This window comes from Chitinophaga sancti (genome assembly GCF_034424315.1).
GTDB lineage: Bacteria > Bacteroidota > Bacteroidia > Chitinophagales > Chitinophagaceae > Chitinophaga > Chitinophaga sancti.
On the sequence record NZ_CP139972.1, the window covers coordinates 5,403,079 to 5,421,614 of the forward strand.

Here is an 18,536-nt window from a genome sequence, read left to right on the forward strand (position 1 = left end):
ATGGAAAAAGGCGTTCAATGATAATCTCTAAAATCCTTTACCATCTTGTGCTCCCAACAGGGCATGCTCCTGTTCGGTGATGTAGTCTTAGCACGTCATGTAGTAATGATGGGTTTTTTACCTGAAAGGGATATAATATACCTGTATGAATTAGGCCGGATTATTCAATCCAAATACCCGGCTTCAATTCAAAATATAAACTGGTGACATACTACTTTGTTGAGTTCGAAGATTACATTGCGCGATTAATCAATTTTCAACATGAATTTCAACCTTAGCTGCGTTTGGAATTCATTACCCTCCTACCCGATAACGTATTTTAAAATTGGTATCTTTATTAACCTAATTGGTGTAATGTATAGATATGAAGGATTTAACGAACTCAGTTGTTGATAGAAAAAATATATTAAATAATGATGTAGCGATCAAGGAAATCTACGATCAAATAGGTTTTCATGGAGTTATGTTTGACAGTAAATATCGTTACACTAAAGGGCAATTGGCTTACTTTTTTGAAGTTGATGTAAGAACAATTGAACGACTCCTTGAAAACAATAATGATGAACTCGTAGAAAGTGGGTATGAATTATTCACAGGTAGGAGGCTGAGGGAATTGCGGGAGGCTTTTGTTACCTCTAAATCAAATTTTCAATCTGATGTTCCCGGCATTAATGTCGGAGACATCCAAGAATTAATTAATAATCAATCGATTAGTTCTAAAGCGGCGAGTATTGGTATTTTTACCTTTAAGGCCTTTTTAAATATAGGAATGTTGCTAACAAACTCGGAAAGAGCAAAAGATGTTAGGCAAGCTATTTTGAATATTGTTATTGACGTCCTTAATAAGAAGCTTGGAGGAAGCACTAAGTATATTAATCAACGTGAGGAAGAATTTTTGCCAAGTGCTATAAGAGAATACAATTATAGACAAGCCTTTACCAATGCCTTAGATCATTATATCCATGAAAATAAATTTAAATATGCACAGTTAACGGATAAGATTTATAAAAGTATTTTTAAGGAAAATGCTAAAGAGTACCGACAAATTTTAAATCTTAATTCAAAGGGAAATGCGCATTTCACAATGTACTCAGAGGTTCTTAATATTATTGTAAGTTATGAAAGTGGATTTGCGGATTTTTTAAAGAAGGAATACGAAAAGACCAATCAAAAACTAAGGCTTTCAGAAGCTCATATCGTTTTTAAAATATTTGAGGAACTAATGGATGAAACGCTAGAGCCTTTAAGAGAGAAAGCTCGTGGTCTAATGGCGAGTAGAGATATGACGTTTCGAGATGCACTGGATGAAAAGCTAAAAGACTACGTTTCAAACGTTAGTACAGATGACTTTAATAAATTTTTAGGAGAGAAAAGCAAGTCATTGGAAGAACGAATTGAGGAAAATAGAGACGTTTTTATTCGTTTAAAAGAGCGATAGAATGGAATTATTATATTTTGATTTGGACCATGCAATTAAGGCGCATGACAAGGTATTAGAGGTCTCAGGTGGATTGTCTGGAATTTTACATAGTGGTAGATTAGAAAGCATCTTAACACATGTTCAAAATGATGATTACTATTCATCATTTGAAGAAAAATTAACTCATATTGTTTTCTCGGCTATTACATCACATTGTTTTTCTGATGGTAATAAAAGAACATCTATTGCTTTAGGTGCTTATTTTATGGGAATTAACGGGCTGGATATATTCGTCGATAAATTTATTATAGAGATGGAAAATATTTGTGTCCACGTAGCTAATAATCTAATCGATAAGGAATTGCTCCAGGAAATAATAACATCAATTATAGAGGATGAAGATTACAGCGAAGAACTAAAGTTAAAAATAATAGCGTCAATAGGTTGATGAGAATGTATTAGAGGCAATATTGTTTATGTACTTATTGCCTCAGACCCAGCCCAAACCTTATCCCCCCTTGATCACCCCCTTACCGGTATCCCCCCGATCAAACATTCAATTTGAATCCAAAAAATTACAAATACGTTTCGGTAACGTCCAGGGCTAATAAGAAGTTTTAATGGGTAGGAGGGGAGGAAATTCAATTTGAAATGTGTATCGTTTTATGTCTCAAATGAAAAAAGGCTTTCAGCGTCAATTCGCTAAAAGCCTTTCTCATCTTGTGCTCCCAACAGGGCATGATCCTGTGACCCCCTGATTATGAGTCAGGTGCTCTAACCAACTGAGCTATAGGAGCTGTTCTTTTCAGAACGAAATTATATATATAAACTTTCTCGGGTTCCCTTTGCGGGAGGGCGAAATTACTTAAAATTTATTCAATTTAACCAAACCCTCCCTAAAAAAATTTTATTCCTCCTCCTCCACCTCTATATAGAAATTCTCATCATCTATTTCAAAATCCCCTGCCGTCTGGTTATGAAGGGTCAGGGTCTTCCATTCAAGCGTAGGATAAATAAATCCCTGGCCCTTCACCCTCGCCGGCATGCGGAAATCCGCAACATCTGCCACCCAGCGATACTTCACCATTAAGTTAGCCCCCTTTTCAGCAAGAGAATATTCCAAACGGGGAATACGGGTGTAATGGAGATACTGATCGAATAAATAATGATAATCCTTTCCTGTAAAAGCGCAGATAAACTGCTCCAGCTCAGCAGCAGATAAAGTCTGGTAACGGAAATGCTCCTGGATAGCAGGTAGTAAACGTTGCCAGCGCGCACTGTCATTGATCACATTTTGTAAGGTGTACAACATCAGGCTTCCCTTGGTATACATATCATTGATATCATAAAAGATGTCATTCACATTGTAAAACCCGGTTACCGGGCACTTGTTCTTTACCTGCGCCCGCTGATCATTTAAAAACTCCCGCATCATCACCGCTCCGTCCCGGCACCCCGCATATACACTTTCTGCATAAGCCGCAAAAGCCTCATGGATCCACATATCCGCAATGTCTTTACAACTGATATTATTTCCCCACCACTCATGTGCCGCCTCATGCCAGACCATAAAGGCAAATTCAGGATGAGGGTCCGCAGGGATCTTTCCGATACATACACCACTTTGGTGCTCCATGGGGTAAAGGCTTTCTACCAATGTAAAACCATCCTTCGGAAAAGGGTAGGGGCCAAAATGCTTTTCGTAACACGCTAACATTGCCGGCACTTCCCTGAAATAAACTTTTGCCTGCTCCTGGTGATAGGGCATCACGTAGTAGTTCACACCCTGATCCATATAGTGAGTATACTTTCCAATACTAAATGTGACATTGTAATTATTAATAGGATAACTCACCGCCCATTCATACCTGGTCTTGTGATCAGGTAGCGGTACCTGTCGCAGTAAGCTACCATTAGAGATTTCTGAAAACCCCTCCGGCACCGTGATCCAGATCCGCATACTATCCGGTTCGTCAGATAAATGATCCTTACAGGGCCACCATAAACTAGCTCCTGATCCCTGACACACCACCTGTGCCCAGGGATTTCCCAGGTCATCCTGATCCCATAACACCCCACCATTCATAGGAATACTTTTATCCGGTACCTGGGGCACTCCTTCATAATATATAGAGATCTCCTGCTCTTCACCTGCAGGCTGCAACCCTGGAAACTGAATAAAGACAGCGTTTGCCTCGCGGGTATATTGCAAAGACTGCCCTTTGAACAGGATCTTTTGAATGCGCATATTCGCATAGAGGTCTACCTGCATCCTGTTGAAAGAGGAGATGATTTTATACCGCATAAGCGTATTGCCACTGATGGAATGCTGGTTAAGATCAACTTCCGCATCCAAATGATAAAAAGTCACATCATAGCAGGAGCGGAGCGGAGACAACATTCCCCTGAGTGTATCAGCATGGGTAAAATTCTGCGGCCGGCTGGAAACAATTGAATGTTGAGACAAGGAGGAACGACACGTATCTGGAGGGGGGATTTTCGTATTTGAAGAAGAAGCTTTTGTATTAGTAGAAGAAACACCTGTATCTGAATAAGAAACTTCTCTATTAACAGAAGAATTTAATGGTTTAAGCTGAGATGAATCTACCAGAACACTTCCCATACCTGCATCCACCGACTTTACCGAAAGCAGAAAATCCGCCCGCCAGGGCGCATCTTTTATGCGCCGCTTTTTACTATTCACCACCGTTTCCCAATGCCTTCTTACATCCTGCAAATAATACTTTCCACCCCGCTTTTGATACGTCATCACCACCTTTATCTGCTCAAACTCCATAGACGCTTTCAGATAAGCCGCCATCATTGAATACCGGATCCCCCCTCTGCCATGTCTGTTCACATGCCTGATCCCTGCCGGACTAGCTTGCATTTCACACTTCACCAGCGCCAAATCTGCCGTATCTAAAAATAAGCGCGCACTCACAAATGCTTTCTTATTACGATCCTTCGGCATCACCGTTATCACCAGCTGATCCTCCATCAAAGTATCCACGTAGTAATTATAATACCTGAAATAACCGGGGTTCAATATTGAATACTTCGTATTCGCATATTTTATGATATCCTCATGCAATGCCCCTCCCGGTGCATTTGAAATATGACTGATCCAGTTGTAAAACGCGAAATCAGGATTATTGGAGAAAGATTTTTTTCGGCCGGACTTTGTCACCTTCCACTGATCTCCTTTTATTGCTAATTCAGATTCATTATAATTCAGGGTATCCTCCGCCAGCCGGATATTCTCCTGGTAAAATGCAGTCATTTGATAGGCCCCAGTATCATAGTTCCGGGGAATAGCGGCAATCATCTTTTTTACAATTTCCAATCCCTGCCCCGGGCGAACAGCTACCTCCCGGAGTGTAACAACCTGGGCAAAAACGGTCACGGGAAACAACAGGAGAAACAAATACTTCATGGAATCTTTTTTCCACAAAGCAAGGGGAATACCCGCCACCAGTCTACTCAAATCCGGATTTGATCATTCATTTTGATGTATTCTTTTGGTGACATCCCCACCATATTTTTGAAGGCCCGCTGAAAAGTGGGGAGCGAATTAAACCCACATTCCAGGGCAAGCCCCATAATCGTAAGCTGTTCAAAACCGGGCTCCGAGACCTTTTTTTTGAAAGCCTCAATACGGTAACTATTTACAAATTCATTGAAGCTCTTATTCAGATGCTGATTTAAAACCGCCGAAATACTTTTGGGAGGAATAGCAATATGCTCAGATAATAATGTAAGGTTCAATGCCGGGTTCAGGAATAATCGATCCTCCTCCATGGCTTTTTTCAATAAAGGCACCACAGTGGCAATCAGTCGTTCCTCCAGCGGGGCAGGACTGGCCTTTGTCTCCCTTTCCGGCAGCAACAAGCCTTTGATCCCTAAAAAGTACACGATCATTACCATCGGGATATATATGGGGTACCAATCCACCGCATCCAGGAGCTTATCCGTCAGCTGAGGGATTACATAGGGTATTAAATAAATTAACCATAGTACCTGGAAAGCCATGAACACCCCGGTAAATTGTTTCATCCATTTCAAACGGTCTTTTGCCAGGTTGAAACCTTCCAGATGCCGGTAAGAAAGAAACAGATAGGTGCTAATCGATGCCCAGCGGGGTATATCCGAATACACATTATAGGTATCTATAAATTTCACCCAGGGCTGGCTATTTCTTGCGAACAGGCCCACGATTATGCCCCCTACATAGATGGCAGCCACCGCCTGGGGCACTACATCCAGGACCACTGGCCAGAAATGCCGGCGATCCTGCCGGCTTAAACGAAAATCCGGATCGGTGATCGACCTGACATAAAAAAAGATCAATGGTCCAAAGGGCATCACGATGATCAATGGCAAAAAATTCAGGATAAAGCGGATAACATCAGGCAGCCTGGACACACCTTCCAGGTACATATTCAATACTGCCAGGGTGATTAATAAGATCAGGATCCCCAGCAGGCGATTCGCATATTTGTTCTTAGTGGAAAAGAAAAGTAGTCCACACATAATGAACCCCTGGAGGGTTCCCAACAACATCAATGTATTGAAAGTAAGATGCATGGAATCAGGTTAAACAATCTGAAAATAAATAAAATTTTCGGGCATAGGCATTAATTTGCAATGAACAGCAATAGTATTCAAAGTATGAAAGGCATTAAAAATATCATTTTTGACCTCGGCGGTGTGATCCTGAATATCGACTACCAGGCGACAAACAAGGCATTTGCAGACCTGGGTGTGGCGGACTTTACCAGTTTGTACAGTCAGTTCAAAGGCAATAAACTGTTCGACGACCTGGAAACGGGGAGGGTGAGTACAGAAGATTTCCTGGCAGAGATGCTGAAGCATGCTCCGGAAGGCACTACAGCACAGCAGGTCATTGATGCCTGGAATGCCATGCTGCTGGACTTTCCCCTGCGCAGATTGCAGTTATTGCAGCAACTGAGGCAGCATTATAACCTGTATTTGCTGAGTAATACAAATGCTATTCACCTGGCGGCGTTTAATAAAATCCTGGAAAATAGCAGGGGAATCCCTTCATTGGCGGAGTTTTTTGACAGGACATACTATTCTCATCTGATTGGCTACCGCAAACCAGAAAAAGAATCTTACCAGCTGGTATTGGATGAGAACGGGTTGAAACCTGGGGAGACCTTATTTATTGATGACACCCTTCCCAATATAGAAGGGGCTACAGCGGTCGGTGTGCAGACCATTCATCTTCTTGCACCCAAAACCATTACGGACATATTTAAATAGGAGCAGCGTATCTTTTTTGAAATTAATAAAACCGCGCACAGCCCCTTCCTACATGCCACAGGCAAGTGCAGGGAGGAGTGCTGGAAATTCAAACCCTTACCCGACGCAACGCAGGGATTACTTGATTTCCTCAAAATCGAGGTAATCTCCTTTATCTGCTTTAGGCTTGGCCTGCTGGCGGTTGAAATTATCCGGCTGCTGTTGTTGCTGATAATACTGTTGTTCCTGTTCGTACTGCTGACGCATACGGTCCTGGATGTCGCCCATCTGGCGGCGTACCTGCTTTGCGGTCTGGTACATGGGTAATACCAGGTTAAAGACGAACTTATAGAGTATATAGCAAACAATTACTGTTATAATAATATTAATCGGATTCATGGCACAAAGGTAGCCCTTAATCCGGTTCAGGGGCCGAAAAGGAGGTGGATTTTAAGATTCCTTTAACAGGGTCATGGAAACTTGAAAAAAGCAGCGCCAGCTGAGCCGGCGCTGAATAAGCTTTAGTACTGTTTGACCAGGGAAGCGGCTTCCATGGCAGCCTTTTTGTTATATTCCCATGCCAGTTTGCGGTGGTTTACAGCATCGACGATTGTTCCGATAAGACACAGTCCGCCGGTGAATAAGTATAGGATACCCATCCCTATCTGGTTGAGTACGAAGCGGTGGATACCAGCGCAGCATACCAGTCCTATCAGACAGCAAATGAGTACGGTCTGGGGGTCTTTACGGCGGCCCTGGTACAGGGCTATAAACTTGCGTTTATTGTCGTCGCTATAATCTTTAGTAAGTTCCTGCAGCCACAGGAGTTCTTCCTGGTCAACGCCAGGTAACATGGCAAAGGAGAAATCGGTCATGTATGATTGTTTTTAAGTCTCAATTGTGATTTGCCAACCTGGTAGGTTCTATGCAACAATACTGCTACCGCAAAAGGGCTTAACACATGATAATGGATTGCATTCTTCAGATTCCCATGCAATAAATAATGGATGCCATGTCCCAATCCACATCCCGGGCACCAGGTAAATCCGAGCCATTTGAAGGGGCAGAGGCTAAAATTGCCATCTGCGGCCGGATTCATGCAATACAGTAATATTAAGGCAACGGGCCAAATGATTAACTCTATGTTAATGCGTTGTATGTATTGATTAATCGACATATAACAAAACGCCCCCACGAAGGTATTAGAATTTGTTGCAATCTATACAAATAGTGGATTTCCTTATGTAAATTATTTCGTACAAGTTAAAGAAAATGTGCTTTGATCAAAATAAAATCCTAATTTTGCATAGGAAAATGATTCTAACGAAGGGGACTGAAAGTCCCCTTCTCGTTTTTTGTATGGCAAACGAACAAGTGATAACAAGCATCCGGGAGCATGCAGATGCTATGCTCGCTGAATATCCGGAATATTTTGTGGTCGATATCAGGATAAAGCCCACTAATAATGTAAAGCTATTTGTGGACGGTGATAATGGTGTACCTGTGGATAAGCTGGTCTCATTCAACCGTAATTTGTACGCGAGGCTGGAAGCAGCGACGTTGTTCCCTGACAACGATTTCTCTCTGGAAGTCTCCTCCCCCGGACTGGACGAACCTTTGAAACTGCACCGTCAATTTGTCAAGAACATTGGAAGAAAGGTAGCTATAACCCTGCTGGATGGTTCCGAAAAGGAAGGCACCCTGCTGGCGGCTACGGAAGAGGCGCTGACAATTGAGGAGACGATTGGTAAGAAGAAAGAGAAAAAAACTACAGACATAAACCTTAACGAAATCAAGCACACCAAGGTGTGCATCGTGTTTTAAAATATATAATATAAGCAAAACATGGCTAGTATTAATCTGATTGAGTCATTCACGGAGTTTAAAGAAGCGGAAAACATTGACCGTCCTACGTTAATGAAGGTGTTGGAAGATGTGTTTAAAACCCTTCTCCGTAAAAAATATGGCTCTGATGAGAATTTTGACGTGATTGTAAATACTGAGAAAGGTGACCTGGAAATATTGCGCCGCCGTACCATTGTTAACGATGGTGAGGTAGAAGATGATAATGCACAGATCGCTTATTCTGAAGCCATTTTAGTAGAACCGGATTACCAGGTAGGTGAGGATTTGTACGAAGAAGTTGAGATCATGGATTTTGGCCGCAGGGCCATACTGGCTGCGAAGCAGACATTGTCTGCCCGTATCGGTGACCTGAAAAAGAACATTTTAGTTAAGAAATATGCGGATAGGGTAGGTGAAATTGTAACGGGTGAAGTGTACCAGGTTTGGAAAAAAGAAGTTTTATTGCTTGATGATGAAAGGAATGAGTTAATTTTACCTAAATCTGAACAGATTCCTACCGATTATTTCAAGAAAGGTGAAAATGTAAGGGCAGTAGTAAAAAAAGTGGAGATGAAGAACAACGCTCCGCTCATCATTCTCTCCCGCACCCATCCTACCTTCCTGGCTAAATTGCTGGAAATTGAAGTTCCGGAGATCTTTGACGGCCTGATTGTAATTAAGAAAATCGTTCGTGAGCCCGGCGAAAGAGCTAAAGTGGCAGTAGAATCTTATGACGACCGTATCGACCCTGTTGGCGCCTGTGTGGGTATGAAAGGAAGCCGTATCCATGGCATTGTACGTGAGCTGAGAAACGAAAATATCGATATCATTAACTATACTGCGAATATTCAACTGCTGATTCAGCGTGCTCTGACACCTGCCCGTATCAGTCGTATGGAAATAGATAATGATAATAAGTATGCATCCGTTTTTTTAAAGGCAGATCAGGTATCCCTGGCTATCGGTAAGAAAGGAGTTAATATCAAATTGGCCTGTGAATTGACCGGATATGAAATAGACGTATTCCGTGATGAAGAACAAGAGCAGGCTGAGTACGATATCGACCTTTCCGAATTTTCAGATGAAATCGAAGAATGGGTACTGGATGAACTCAAACGTATTGGTTGTGATACCGCACGCAGCGTATTAGACCTGACGGTAGAGGAACTGGTACGTCGTTCTGATCTGGAAGAAGAAACTGTAAAGGACGTGAGAAGGATCCTGCAGGAAGAATTTGACAAAGAGTAAGACCGCACCACCACTTCCCCGGGATGTGGGCTTACTTGACAGGATTTTTTTTAAGTTATTGTTAATTGTTAAAAAGGAGTCCCGTTGATAAACGGGAAAAAAGGGGAGGCCCGAGATTACAATATGCCTGAAGTAACAAACAACACGCCGCGATTGCTGGCAGCAGCGAAAGAGTTTAATATTGGAAAGGAAACGTTGATCGACTTCCTTTCTAATAAAGGCTATGACATGGATGGATTCGGTTCACCCAATACACGCCTGACCTCTCAGATGTATACCGCCCTGCAATCTGAATTCCAACAGGACAAGGCTAACAAGCGCAAAAGCGATCAGATAGCTCTGCCCAAAGGAAGCGTGTTAGATGCAATGAAGAAGAAGGAAAAAGAGGAAGCCGAAGCAGCCGCTAAGAAAAAAGAAGCAGCTGCCAAGGATGAGCAGCCCACAGCCCCGGTAGCAGAGGTACCCAAACCAGAAGCTAATCCAGAACCCAAACCTGAGCCTAAGGTGGAACAACCTAAAGCTGAGCCGAAGCCCGAACCGAAACCGGAGCCGAAGCCTGAGCCTAAACCAGAGCCTGTGAAGGCCCCGGTTGCCGAAGTTCCGCCAGTAGTGGTGAAGGAAGAGGTAAAACCGCAGCAACCGCCTGTAGCTCCTGTCGCTGAAAAAGCGCCGGAACCCAAGCCACAGCCGGAGCCACTACCTGAAAAGAAACCAGACGCACCAAGAATCAATGGTCCTAAGATCATGGGTACCATCGATCTCGATGCACTGAACAGACACAATAAAAAACCTCAGCCTGCTGCAGCCAAAAAACCTGAACAGGAAGAGAAACCACCGGTTGCAAAACAACCGGAGCCAGTAGCCAAGGCACAGGAACCAGTACAGGCTCCTCCTGTACAACAGCCAGTTACTCCTCCTCCGGTTCAAACGCCTGTAGCGACAGTAAAACCTGCCGAACCAGAAGTGAAGCCTATACCGGTACAACAACAACAACCAATAGAAAAAGAAAAAATTTCAGCGCCTGCTGCTGAAAAAACTGCTCCAAAAGCTGTACAAGAGAAACAGGCGCCAGCTACCGAAAAACCGGCAGCTGCTCAGGAAAAAACAAAAGAACCGGCTGCTAAAGAACAAATTAAGCCGGCCGCACAGCATATGGACGTAGTTGCAGCAGCAGATATCACATCTGAGCAAGATGACAGCACCGGTTCTGCCGTGATATCAAATATTCAGGCAGAAAAACTGACCGGTCCTAAGGTCATCGGTAAAATTGATCTCCCTGTTCATCAGGAAAGGAGAGACCGGGACACAAAAGGCAATAATAACTTCAACCGCGGTGGCAATAATAACAATGCCGAAAACAACCGCAAACGCAAGCGTATTATTGTAGAAAAGAAACCTGAGCCTATTCAGCCAGGTGATGAAGCCAACAAGGGCGGTGAAGGTAACCGCGGCGGTCATGGCGGCCATGGTAATAATAATAACCACGGCAACCGTGATGGTAACCGCAACTTCAACAGAGATAACCGTACCGGCGGTGGCAACCGTGATCACGGCGGCCATAATAATAACAATAACAACAACAATAATAATAACAACGCTAACCGTCCAGCCGGTCCAAGCAGACCACATACTGCTCCGAACCGTGACAACCGCCCCGGTGGTGGTCAGGGTCATCAGGGAGGCAACCGTGGTCCGGGTGGTCCAGGTGGTCAGGGCGGCAATCGCGGTCCGGGTGGCCAGGGTCATCAGGGTGGTAACCGTGGACCAGGTGGACAGGGCGGTGGTTACAACCGTGGAGGTGGCCAATACGGCAATCGCCCAGGTGGTAGCAACTATAATAACCGTAACGCCAGACCGGAAGATAAGGAAATCGACAAAAACGAAATCCAGAACAAGATCAAGGAAACCATGGCCAAGATGGGCGGCGGTGGAAACCGTGGTAAGAACATCAAGGCGAAACAACGTCGTGAAAAACGTCATGAACGTGCAGAACACGAAGCAAACCAGGCTGGCGAAAACAACAAGCTGCAGGTTACTGAGTTCGTTTCTGTAAGCGAACTGGCCAACCTGATGGATGTAAGCTTTGCCGAAGTGATCTCAAAATGTATGGGGCTGGGTATCATGGTATCCATCAACCAACGTCTGGATGCGGAAGTAATCGAACTGGTAGCCGGCGAGTTTGGCTACGAAGTTGAATTCATCGGTGTCGATGAATCCGACGAAATGGAAGAAGAAGAAGTACATGATAATGAAGAAGATCTGGTACCAAGAGCACCGATCGTTACCATCATGGGTCACGTTGACCACGGTAAAACTTCATTGCTTGACTATATACGTAATGCAAATGTAGTATCCGGCGAGGCCGGCGGTATCACCCAGCACATTGGTGCCTACCAGGTAACAACGTCAGGTGGTAAGCGCGTGACCTTCCTCGATACCCCAGGTCACGAAGCGTTTACCGCGATGCGTGCCCGTGGTGCCAAGGTAGCGGATATTGCCATCATCGTGATCGCTGCGGACGATGCTATCATGCCTCAGACACGTGAAGCAATCTCCCACTCACAGGCTGCTGGCCTGCCAATGATCTTTGCGATCAACAAGATCGATAAGGATGGCGCCAACCCAGAGAAGATCAAAGAACAACTGGCCGGTATGAACCTCCTGGTTGAAGACTGGGGTGGTAAATTCCAAAGCCAGGAAATCTCAGCGAAGAGTGGTCTGAACATTGACGTATTACTCGAAAAGATCCTGCTCGAAGCAGAACTGCTGGAACTGAAAGCTAACCCGAACAGGGAAGCATCCGGTAGCGTTATCGAAGCATCCCTGGATAAAGGCCGTGGTTATGTGGCTACCCTGCTCGTACAGAGCGGTACCCTGCGCCAGGGCGATACCATCGCTTCCGGTTCTAACTTCGGTAAGATCAAGGCAATGTTCAACGAACGCGGTCAGCGTGTAGAATCTGCCGGACCATCTGCTCCTGTACAGGTGCTGGGTCTGAATGGTGCTCCACAGGCCGGTGAGAAATTCAAGATGTATGAAAATGAATCTGAAGCGAAGGAAACTGCTAACCGTCGTGCACAGATCATACGCGAACAGGGTATCCGTACCAAGAAACATATCACACTGGATGAAATTGGCCGCCGTCTGGCACTGGGCAACTTCAAACAGCTGAACGTGATCATCAAGGGTGACTTCGATGGTTCTGTAGAAGCGCTGAGCGACTCCCTGCAGAAACTGTCTACCGAAGAAATCGTGGTGAGCGTGGTTCACAAGGCTGTAGGTCAGATCACCGAATCCGACGTATTGCTGGCTACCGCCTCCGACGCTATCATCCTCGGCTTCCAGGTTCGTCCTTCTTCTCAGGCTAGCAAACTGGCAGAGAAAGAAAATATCGAAATCCGTTCTTACTCCATCATCTATGACGCTATCGATGAACTGAGAAGCGCTATGGAAGGTATGCTGGAACCGAAAATCGAGAAGAGAGTGGTTGCAAACGTGGAAATCCGCGAAACCTACCGCTTCGAGAAGGTTACCGTTGCAGGTTGCTTTGTACTGGATGGTAAGATCACACGTAACACCCGTGTCAACCTGGTACGTGAAGGTATCGTGATCTACACCGGCGAGCTTCAATCCCTGAAACGCTATAAGGATGATGTGAAGGAAGTTGCATCCAATATGGAGTGCGGTCTGAGTATCAAAAACTACAGCGACCTGAAGGTGGGCGATATCGTTGAAGGTTTCGAAGAAGTAGAAGTTAAACGTACGCTCTAATGCAGCCTGAATAAGGCTTTTACAGCAATAAAATTTTGTTAAAAAAATAAGCCGCTCTTACGCGGCTTATTTTTTGGTTATTTTTGAGACTCACTGTGCTATTTAACAATATGAATAAATTTTTGGCTTTTTCTGCAGGCGTGATGCTGCTCGGTCAGTTTGCCTCTGCGCAGCAGCGAATGATAGCGGACAAAATTGCCGCTATAGTGGGGGATAAGATCATCCTGAGCTCAGATGTGGAAGGGGAGCTGGTAAATCTGGAACGCCAGGTCCAGGAGAACCATGCTCACATGCCTCCTGATGCAGCATGTACCATCATGCAACAGATCATTGCTCAGAAAGTAATGGTGATTCAGGCAGAAAGAGACAGCTTACCCGTAAGTGAATCAGATGTGGACGGTCAGATCGACAACCGTATCCGTTACTTCGAACAGCTGTATGGTAGCAAGGAAAAAATGAAGCAGGTAACCGGTTATTCTGTTTACCAGCTGCGTGAACGCTTCCGTCAGCCTATCAAAGAAGGACTGCTGGCTAAGGCTATGCAGGACAAGATTACAAACGCAGTGAAAGTTACACCTTCCGAGGTGAAAAAATATTTCGATGGCATTCCTAAAGACAGTCTCAAATTCTATGAGTCTGAACTGGAAATAGGTCAGCTCATCATCATTCCAAAGGCTACCAAAGAGATGGAACAATACACCATCGACCGCCTGAATGAATTCAAAAAAGAAGTACAGGAAAAGAAAGCCGACTTCGGTCGCCTGGCTATCCTTTACTCCCAGGACCCTGGTACCAAAGAAAACAATGGGATCTACATCCTGAACCGTACTGACAAGCAGTGGGATCCGGAATTCCTCGCGGCCTCCTTCAGGCTCAAGGAAAACGAAATCTCTTCTCCTGTAAAAAGCCAGTTCGGTTATCACCTGATCCAGTGCCTGAAACGCCAGGGTGACAACATCACCGTACAGCATATCCTGCTCAAACCCAACATCGGTAAATCAGATATCGCTGCAGCGAAAGTAAGACTGGACACGATCCGTCAGAATATTGTATCCGGTAAAATGACCTTCTCTGAAGCTGTAATCAAATATAGCGACGAGCAAATGTCCAAATTCACCGGCGGTATGTTGCAGAATAATGTAGGTGGCGGTACCCTGATCACCATCGATCAGCTGGACCGGCCTTCTGAAAGAGATATCGTGCTGATGCTCGATACCCTGAAACCAGGCGGCCTGTCAGCCCCGGTACAGTATACAGATGACGAAAACGGGAATACCAACCTGCGAATCGTTTACCTGAAAACACGTTCCAACCCTCACCGCGAAAACCTGAACGATGACTATGCCCGCATTCAACAGCGTACATTGGCCATCAAACAGGCAGACGCAAGAGATAAATGGCTGAGAGAAACAATCCCTACATATTACATCCATGTAGATAATGACTATAAGAAATGTAGCACGATAGCCCGATGGATGGGAGCAGTAGCACAGAAGTAATTTACTGAAAAGGCGGATCAACTCGATCCGCCTTTTTTGTTTAGGATAATTCAACGTAACTTTGCGCCTTCAATTCTAATGGGATGAGCGATGCCATAAAACATGAATGCGGATTAGCATTTATAAGACTTAGAAAGCCTTTTTCTTATTATCAGCAACAATATGGAACGGTTTTCTACGGCCTCAACAAATTGTACCTGCTGATGGAAAAGCAGCATAACCGTGGACAGGATGGTGCAGGTATAGCCACTGTGAAGTTGAACACCGAACCCGGGGTTCCCTTCATGCACAGACTTCGAAGCAGCGCTCCCCAGGCAATAGGAGACATCTTTGCCAGGGTAAGAGAGGAAATCGACGAAATCGAGAAGTACCAACCTGAAATCACCAAATACCCCGGCCTTATGAAAGGCCACATGCGTTTCCTCGGAGAACTCATGATGGGGCACCTCCGCTACGCCACCCAGGGCAAAAACAATGTAGAACTCTGCCACCCATTCGTAAGATACAACACCGTTCCTGCACGCAACCTCTCTATCGCAGGTAATTTCAACCTCGTAAATGCTGATGAACTGTTCAAGTTCGTGAATGTAGACCCGGGAGAAACGCACCGTAACAGTGACCTCGCGGCCATGCTGGAAGTGGTGCACCATTTCCTGTGCAAAGAGGATGAAGCCCGTCAGAACGGACTGGATGTAAAGAAGATCCTGAAGGATGCCTTCTCTATGTTCGACGGTGGTTATCACGTATGCGGCCTGCTGGGTAGTGGGGATTCATTTGTGATCCGCGATGGTCATGGTATTCGTCCTTCTTATTATTATGTGAATGACGAGGTGATCGTAGCCGCTTCTGAGCGTGCTGCTATCCGTACCGCATTCAACGTTGGGGAGAACGAAGTGCTGGAACTGATGCCTGGTAACGCACTGATCGTAAAAGAAAACGGCGATTACAGCATCGAACAGATCCTGGAACCACAAGAACGTAAGGCTTGTAGCTTCGAGAGGATCTACTTCTCCCGCGGTAACGACGAAAAGATCTATAAAGAGCGTACCCGCCTGGGTTACAACCTGGCAGAAAGAGTGCTTTCTGATATCAATAACGACCTGAAAAACACCATCTTCTCCTTTATTCCCAACACCGCTGAGATTGCCTTCTATGGCATGCTCAAGGGCCTGGAAGACTACCTGAACAAGATCAAGGTAGAAAGGATCGTATCATGGGGCAAAGACTTCGATGAGGAAAAGCTGACCGAAATGGTGAACCGCCGCATCCGCATCGACAAGATTGCCATCAAAGATGTGAAGATGCGTACATTCATCACTGCTGATACCAGCCGTAATGAGATGGTTCAGCACGTATATGATATTACATATGGTACGGTTCGCCCGGGTGTAGATGCACTGGTGGTGATCGATGACTCTATCGTAAGAGGTACTACGCTGCGTGAAAGCATTATCAAGATGTTGGACAGACTGGGTCCAAAACGTATTATTATCGTTTCTTCTGCACCACAGATCCGTTACCCTGACTGCTATGGTATTGACATGAGCAAGATGGGCGATTTCGTGGCTTTCCAGGCAGCAATTGCCCTGCTGAAAGATCATGGTAAGGAACATATACTGCAGGAAGCATATGGTTTGTGCAATGAATTACAGCGTACGAACACATTGCATGCGCAGAATGTGGTGAGAAATATTTATAAACCATTTACCACTGAGCAGATCTCTGCAAAGATTGCGGAAATCATTACGCCGAAAGGGATCAATGCGAAGGTAAACGTGATCTATCAGTCAATAGAAAGCCTCCACGAGGCTTGTCCTAATAATTTGGGAGACTGGTATTTTACGGGGAATTATCCTACTCCGGGAGGGAATAGGGTAGTGAACAAAGCGTTTATGAACTTCATGGAAGGAAAGAACGAAAGAGGATATTAAAATACTAAAAATAAAGCCCGTTGCTCCGCAACGGGCTTTATTTTTGGATGGTGGAGAGCAATGGGAATTATTAATTTTACTTTAAATCGGGTATTGTGTTGCAGTTTGCATTACTGCGTGATGCCGTAAAATCAGTAAATTAGTAAGTAACTAAATGTCAATTATCAATTAAAGGATGAAAACGTTACTGCTGATCCGCCATGCAAAATCAAGCTGGAATGATCCGGATGTAGATGATTTTGACAGGCCACTCAACAAACGGGGCAAGCAAAACGCACCTGAAATGGCCAGTCGCCTGCGTACCCGGGGCATTGTTCCCGAGTTACTGATCGCCAGCCCTGCCAAACGCACCAGGAATACGGCCCGTCTCATGGCCAAAGAATGGCACTATGACAAAGATGCCATCCTGCTGGAAGACGAACTCTATCTTTGCTACGCCTCTACCTTCCTGAAAATGATCACCAAAATTGACGATGATATCGACACCGTCGCCATCTTCGCTCACAATCCCGGTATCACCGACTTTGCCAACTACATCACCCAGGAAATAAGGATAGACAATATCCCTACTACCGGTGTTTTTGCTGTAAAAGCCAATATCGATTCATGGAAAGAATTTGACAGCGCTAACAAGAACTTCCTCTTCTTTGATTACCCCAAAGCGGAAGTTGTCTAAGCTTTCCGTCCTGTTTCTCCCTATTAATCTTTCTGGATCTTATTGTAAGAGACCGTGATACCCTTGATCAGCGAAGAGCTGAATCCCTGGTGTTCCATCTCGTTCAAACCGGCAATCGTACATCCTTTAGGGGTAGTCACCTTATCGATCTCTTCTTCCGGATGGCGTTTCTCTCGGATCAGCAATTCTGCCGCACCTTTCACGGTTTGTGCCGCGATCAGGTTTGCCGTGCGTACGTCAAAGCCGATTTCGATCCCCCCCTGGATATTCGCCCTGATAAAGCGCAATGCATACGCAATACCGCAGGCACCCAATACAGTGGCTGCATCCATCAGCTTTTCGTCGATTGCTACTGTTACACCCAGCTGATCGAACATGTCCTTTACATAATCCTGTAGCGCCTGAGCCACATTCTTATAGCATACACAGGTCATTGATTCCTGGATGGCGATGGCTGTATTAGGCATTGCCCGTACTACAGCAATACCACTACCACCTACTTTTTCCAGGTCATCCATAGATACACCAGTCATGACACTGATCAGTACCTGCCTGGTCGGGTCAAAAGCATCCTGCACCCTGCTCAGTACATCTTTCCAGTTGTACGGCTTCAGCGCAATGACAATGATCTCCGCACCACGGATGGCAGCTTCATTATCGGCAGTGGTATTTACACCTGCCGCCTGAAATTCCTTCAGGGCAGCTACGTTCCTTCTGGTAATGGTCAGATCGGCAGGTTTGGAAAACCCGCTTTTCAGTAAACCCTGTGCAATGGCAGCACCAAGATTGCCACCACCTATGATCGCTATTTTTTTGCTCGACATGTTGTTCACTATATGCTTTAAATCAAGGGGAAGGTATAACAAGATATGGAGATGTGC

Annotated in this window: 15 protein-coding genes and 1 tRNA gene; 9 read left to right on the forward strand and 7 right to left on the reverse strand. The window is 44.9% G+C overall.

The annotated features are described in order from the left end of the window. The first annotated feature begins 364 nt into the window (after positions 1–364). Both U0033_RS20945 and U0033_RS20950 read left to right on the forward strand, forming a co-directional pair. On the forward strand, positions 365–1,438 hold the full coding sequence (locus tag U0033_RS20945; protein ID WP_072358804.1) for a DNA-binding protein: 1,074 nt from the start codon (positions 365–367) through the stop codon (positions 1,436–1,438). 1 nt (position 1,439) lies between these two features. Further along, entirely contained in the window at positions 1,440–1,868 is a 429-nt protein-coding gene (locus U0033_RS20950; protein ID WP_072358805.1) for a type II toxin-antitoxin system death-on-curing family toxin, read from the forward strand. A gap of 275 nt (positions 1,869–2,143) precedes the next feature. Here U0033_RS20950 and U0033_RS20955 read toward each other — a convergent pair. The 3 genes from U0033_RS20955 to U0033_RS20965 form a co-directional block, all read right to left on the reverse strand. Then, positions 2,144–2,217, reverse strand: a tRNA-Ile gene (locus U0033_RS20955). Positions 2,218–2,327: 110 nt separating this feature from the next. Then, positions 2,328–4,856 carry a M1 family metallopeptidase gene (locus U0033_RS20960; RefSeq protein WP_083571425.1) on the reverse strand — a complete coding sequence of 843 codons (2,529 nt, stop codon included), beginning with the start codon at positions 4,854–4,856 and terminating at the stop codon, positions 2,328–2,330. Positions 4,857–4,903: 47 nt separating this feature from the next. Continuing rightward, positions 4,904–6,007, reverse strand: coding sequence for a helix-turn-helix domain-containing protein (locus U0033_RS20965; protein WP_072358807.1), 1,104 nt, complete (start codon positions 6,005–6,007; stop codon positions 4,904–4,906). An 84-nt stretch (positions 6,008–6,091) separates the two neighbouring features. On the opposite strand from U0033_RS20965, the gene U0033_RS20970 reads away from it, so the two are divergent. Next, the gene (locus U0033_RS20970) at positions 6,092–6,706 is read left to right on the forward strand and encodes an HAD family hydrolase (RefSeq protein ID WP_072358809.1); all 615 of its coding nucleotides are present in this window, start codon (positions 6,092–6,094) and stop codon (positions 6,704–6,706) included. Positions 6,707–6,823: 117 nt separating this feature from the next. On the opposite strand, the gene U0033_RS20975 is transcribed toward U0033_RS20970, so the two are convergent. The 3 genes from U0033_RS20975 to U0033_RS33475 all read right to left on the reverse strand — a co-directional run bounded on the left by U0033_RS20975 (position 6,824) and on the right by U0033_RS33475 (position 7,862). Next, entirely contained in the window at positions 6,824–7,084 is a 261-nt protein-coding gene (locus U0033_RS20975; RefSeq protein WP_072358811.1) for a DUF4834 family protein, read from the reverse strand. Between the two features lie 122 nt (positions 7,085–7,206). Continuing rightward, positions 7,207–7,560 (reverse strand): TM2 domain-containing protein, encoded by a 354-nt coding sequence (locus tag U0033_RS20980; protein WP_072358812.1) that lies wholly within the window; start codon positions 7,558–7,560, stop codon positions 7,207–7,209. Beyond that, positions 7,557–7,862 carry a DUF2752 domain-containing protein gene (locus U0033_RS33475; RefSeq protein WP_072358814.1) on the reverse strand — a complete coding sequence of 102 codons (306 nt, stop codon included), beginning with the start codon at positions 7,860–7,862 and terminating at the stop codon, positions 7,557–7,559. Before U0033_RS33475 ends, U0033_RS20980 begins: the two co-directional genes overlap by 4 nt. Before the next feature lie 182 nt (positions 7,863–8,044). Here U0033_RS33475 and U0033_RS20985 point away from each other — a divergent pair, with 182 nt between their 5' ends. The 6 genes from U0033_RS20985 to U0033_RS21010 all read left to right on the forward strand — a co-directional run bounded on the left by U0033_RS20985 (position 8,045) and on the right by U0033_RS21010 (position 17,655). Then, positions 8,045–8,509: a ribosome maturation factor RimP gene (locus U0033_RS20985; RefSeq protein ID WP_072358816.1), complete on the forward strand. Its 465-nt coding sequence runs from the start codon at positions 8,045–8,047 to the stop codon at positions 8,507–8,509. A gap of 21 nt (positions 8,510–8,530) precedes the next feature. Beyond that, positions 8,531–9,778 carry a transcription termination factor NusA gene (gene nusA, locus U0033_RS20990; protein WP_072358818.1) on the forward strand — a complete coding sequence of 416 codons (1,248 nt, stop codon included), beginning with the start codon at positions 8,531–8,533 and terminating at the stop codon, positions 9,776–9,778. 123 nt (positions 9,779–9,901) lie between these two features. Beyond that, a complete protein-coding gene (gene infB / locus U0033_RS20995; RefSeq protein WP_072359067.1) occupies positions 9,902–13,549 on the forward strand; it encodes a translation initiation factor IF-2 in 3,648 nt (1,215 codons plus the stop codon). A 110-nt stretch (positions 13,550–13,659) separates the two neighbouring features. After that, positions 13,660–15,048, forward strand: coding sequence for a peptidylprolyl isomerase (locus U0033_RS21000; protein WP_072358820.1), 1,389 nt, complete (start codon positions 13,660–13,662; stop codon positions 15,046–15,048). 83 nt (positions 15,049–15,131) lie between these two features. Continuing rightward, positions 15,132–16,979, forward strand: a complete 1,848-nt coding sequence (locus U0033_RS21005; protein ID WP_072358822.1) for an amidophosphoribosyltransferase — start codon at positions 15,132–15,134, stop codon at positions 16,977–16,979. Positions 16,980–17,154: 175 nt separating this feature from the next. After that, complete coding sequence (locus U0033_RS21010; protein WP_072358824.1) at positions 17,155–17,655, forward strand: SixA phosphatase family protein; 501 nt, start codon at positions 17,155–17,157, stop codon at positions 17,653–17,655. Between the two features lie 23 nt (positions 17,656–17,678). Here the strand turns inward: U0033_RS21010 and proC are convergent, their stop codons facing one another. Next, positions 17,679–18,479, reverse strand: coding sequence for a pyrroline-5-carboxylate reductase (proC, locus tag U0033_RS21015; protein ID WP_072358826.1), 801 nt, complete (start codon positions 18,477–18,479; stop codon positions 17,679–17,681). Positions 18,480–18,536: the final 57 nt, after the last annotated feature.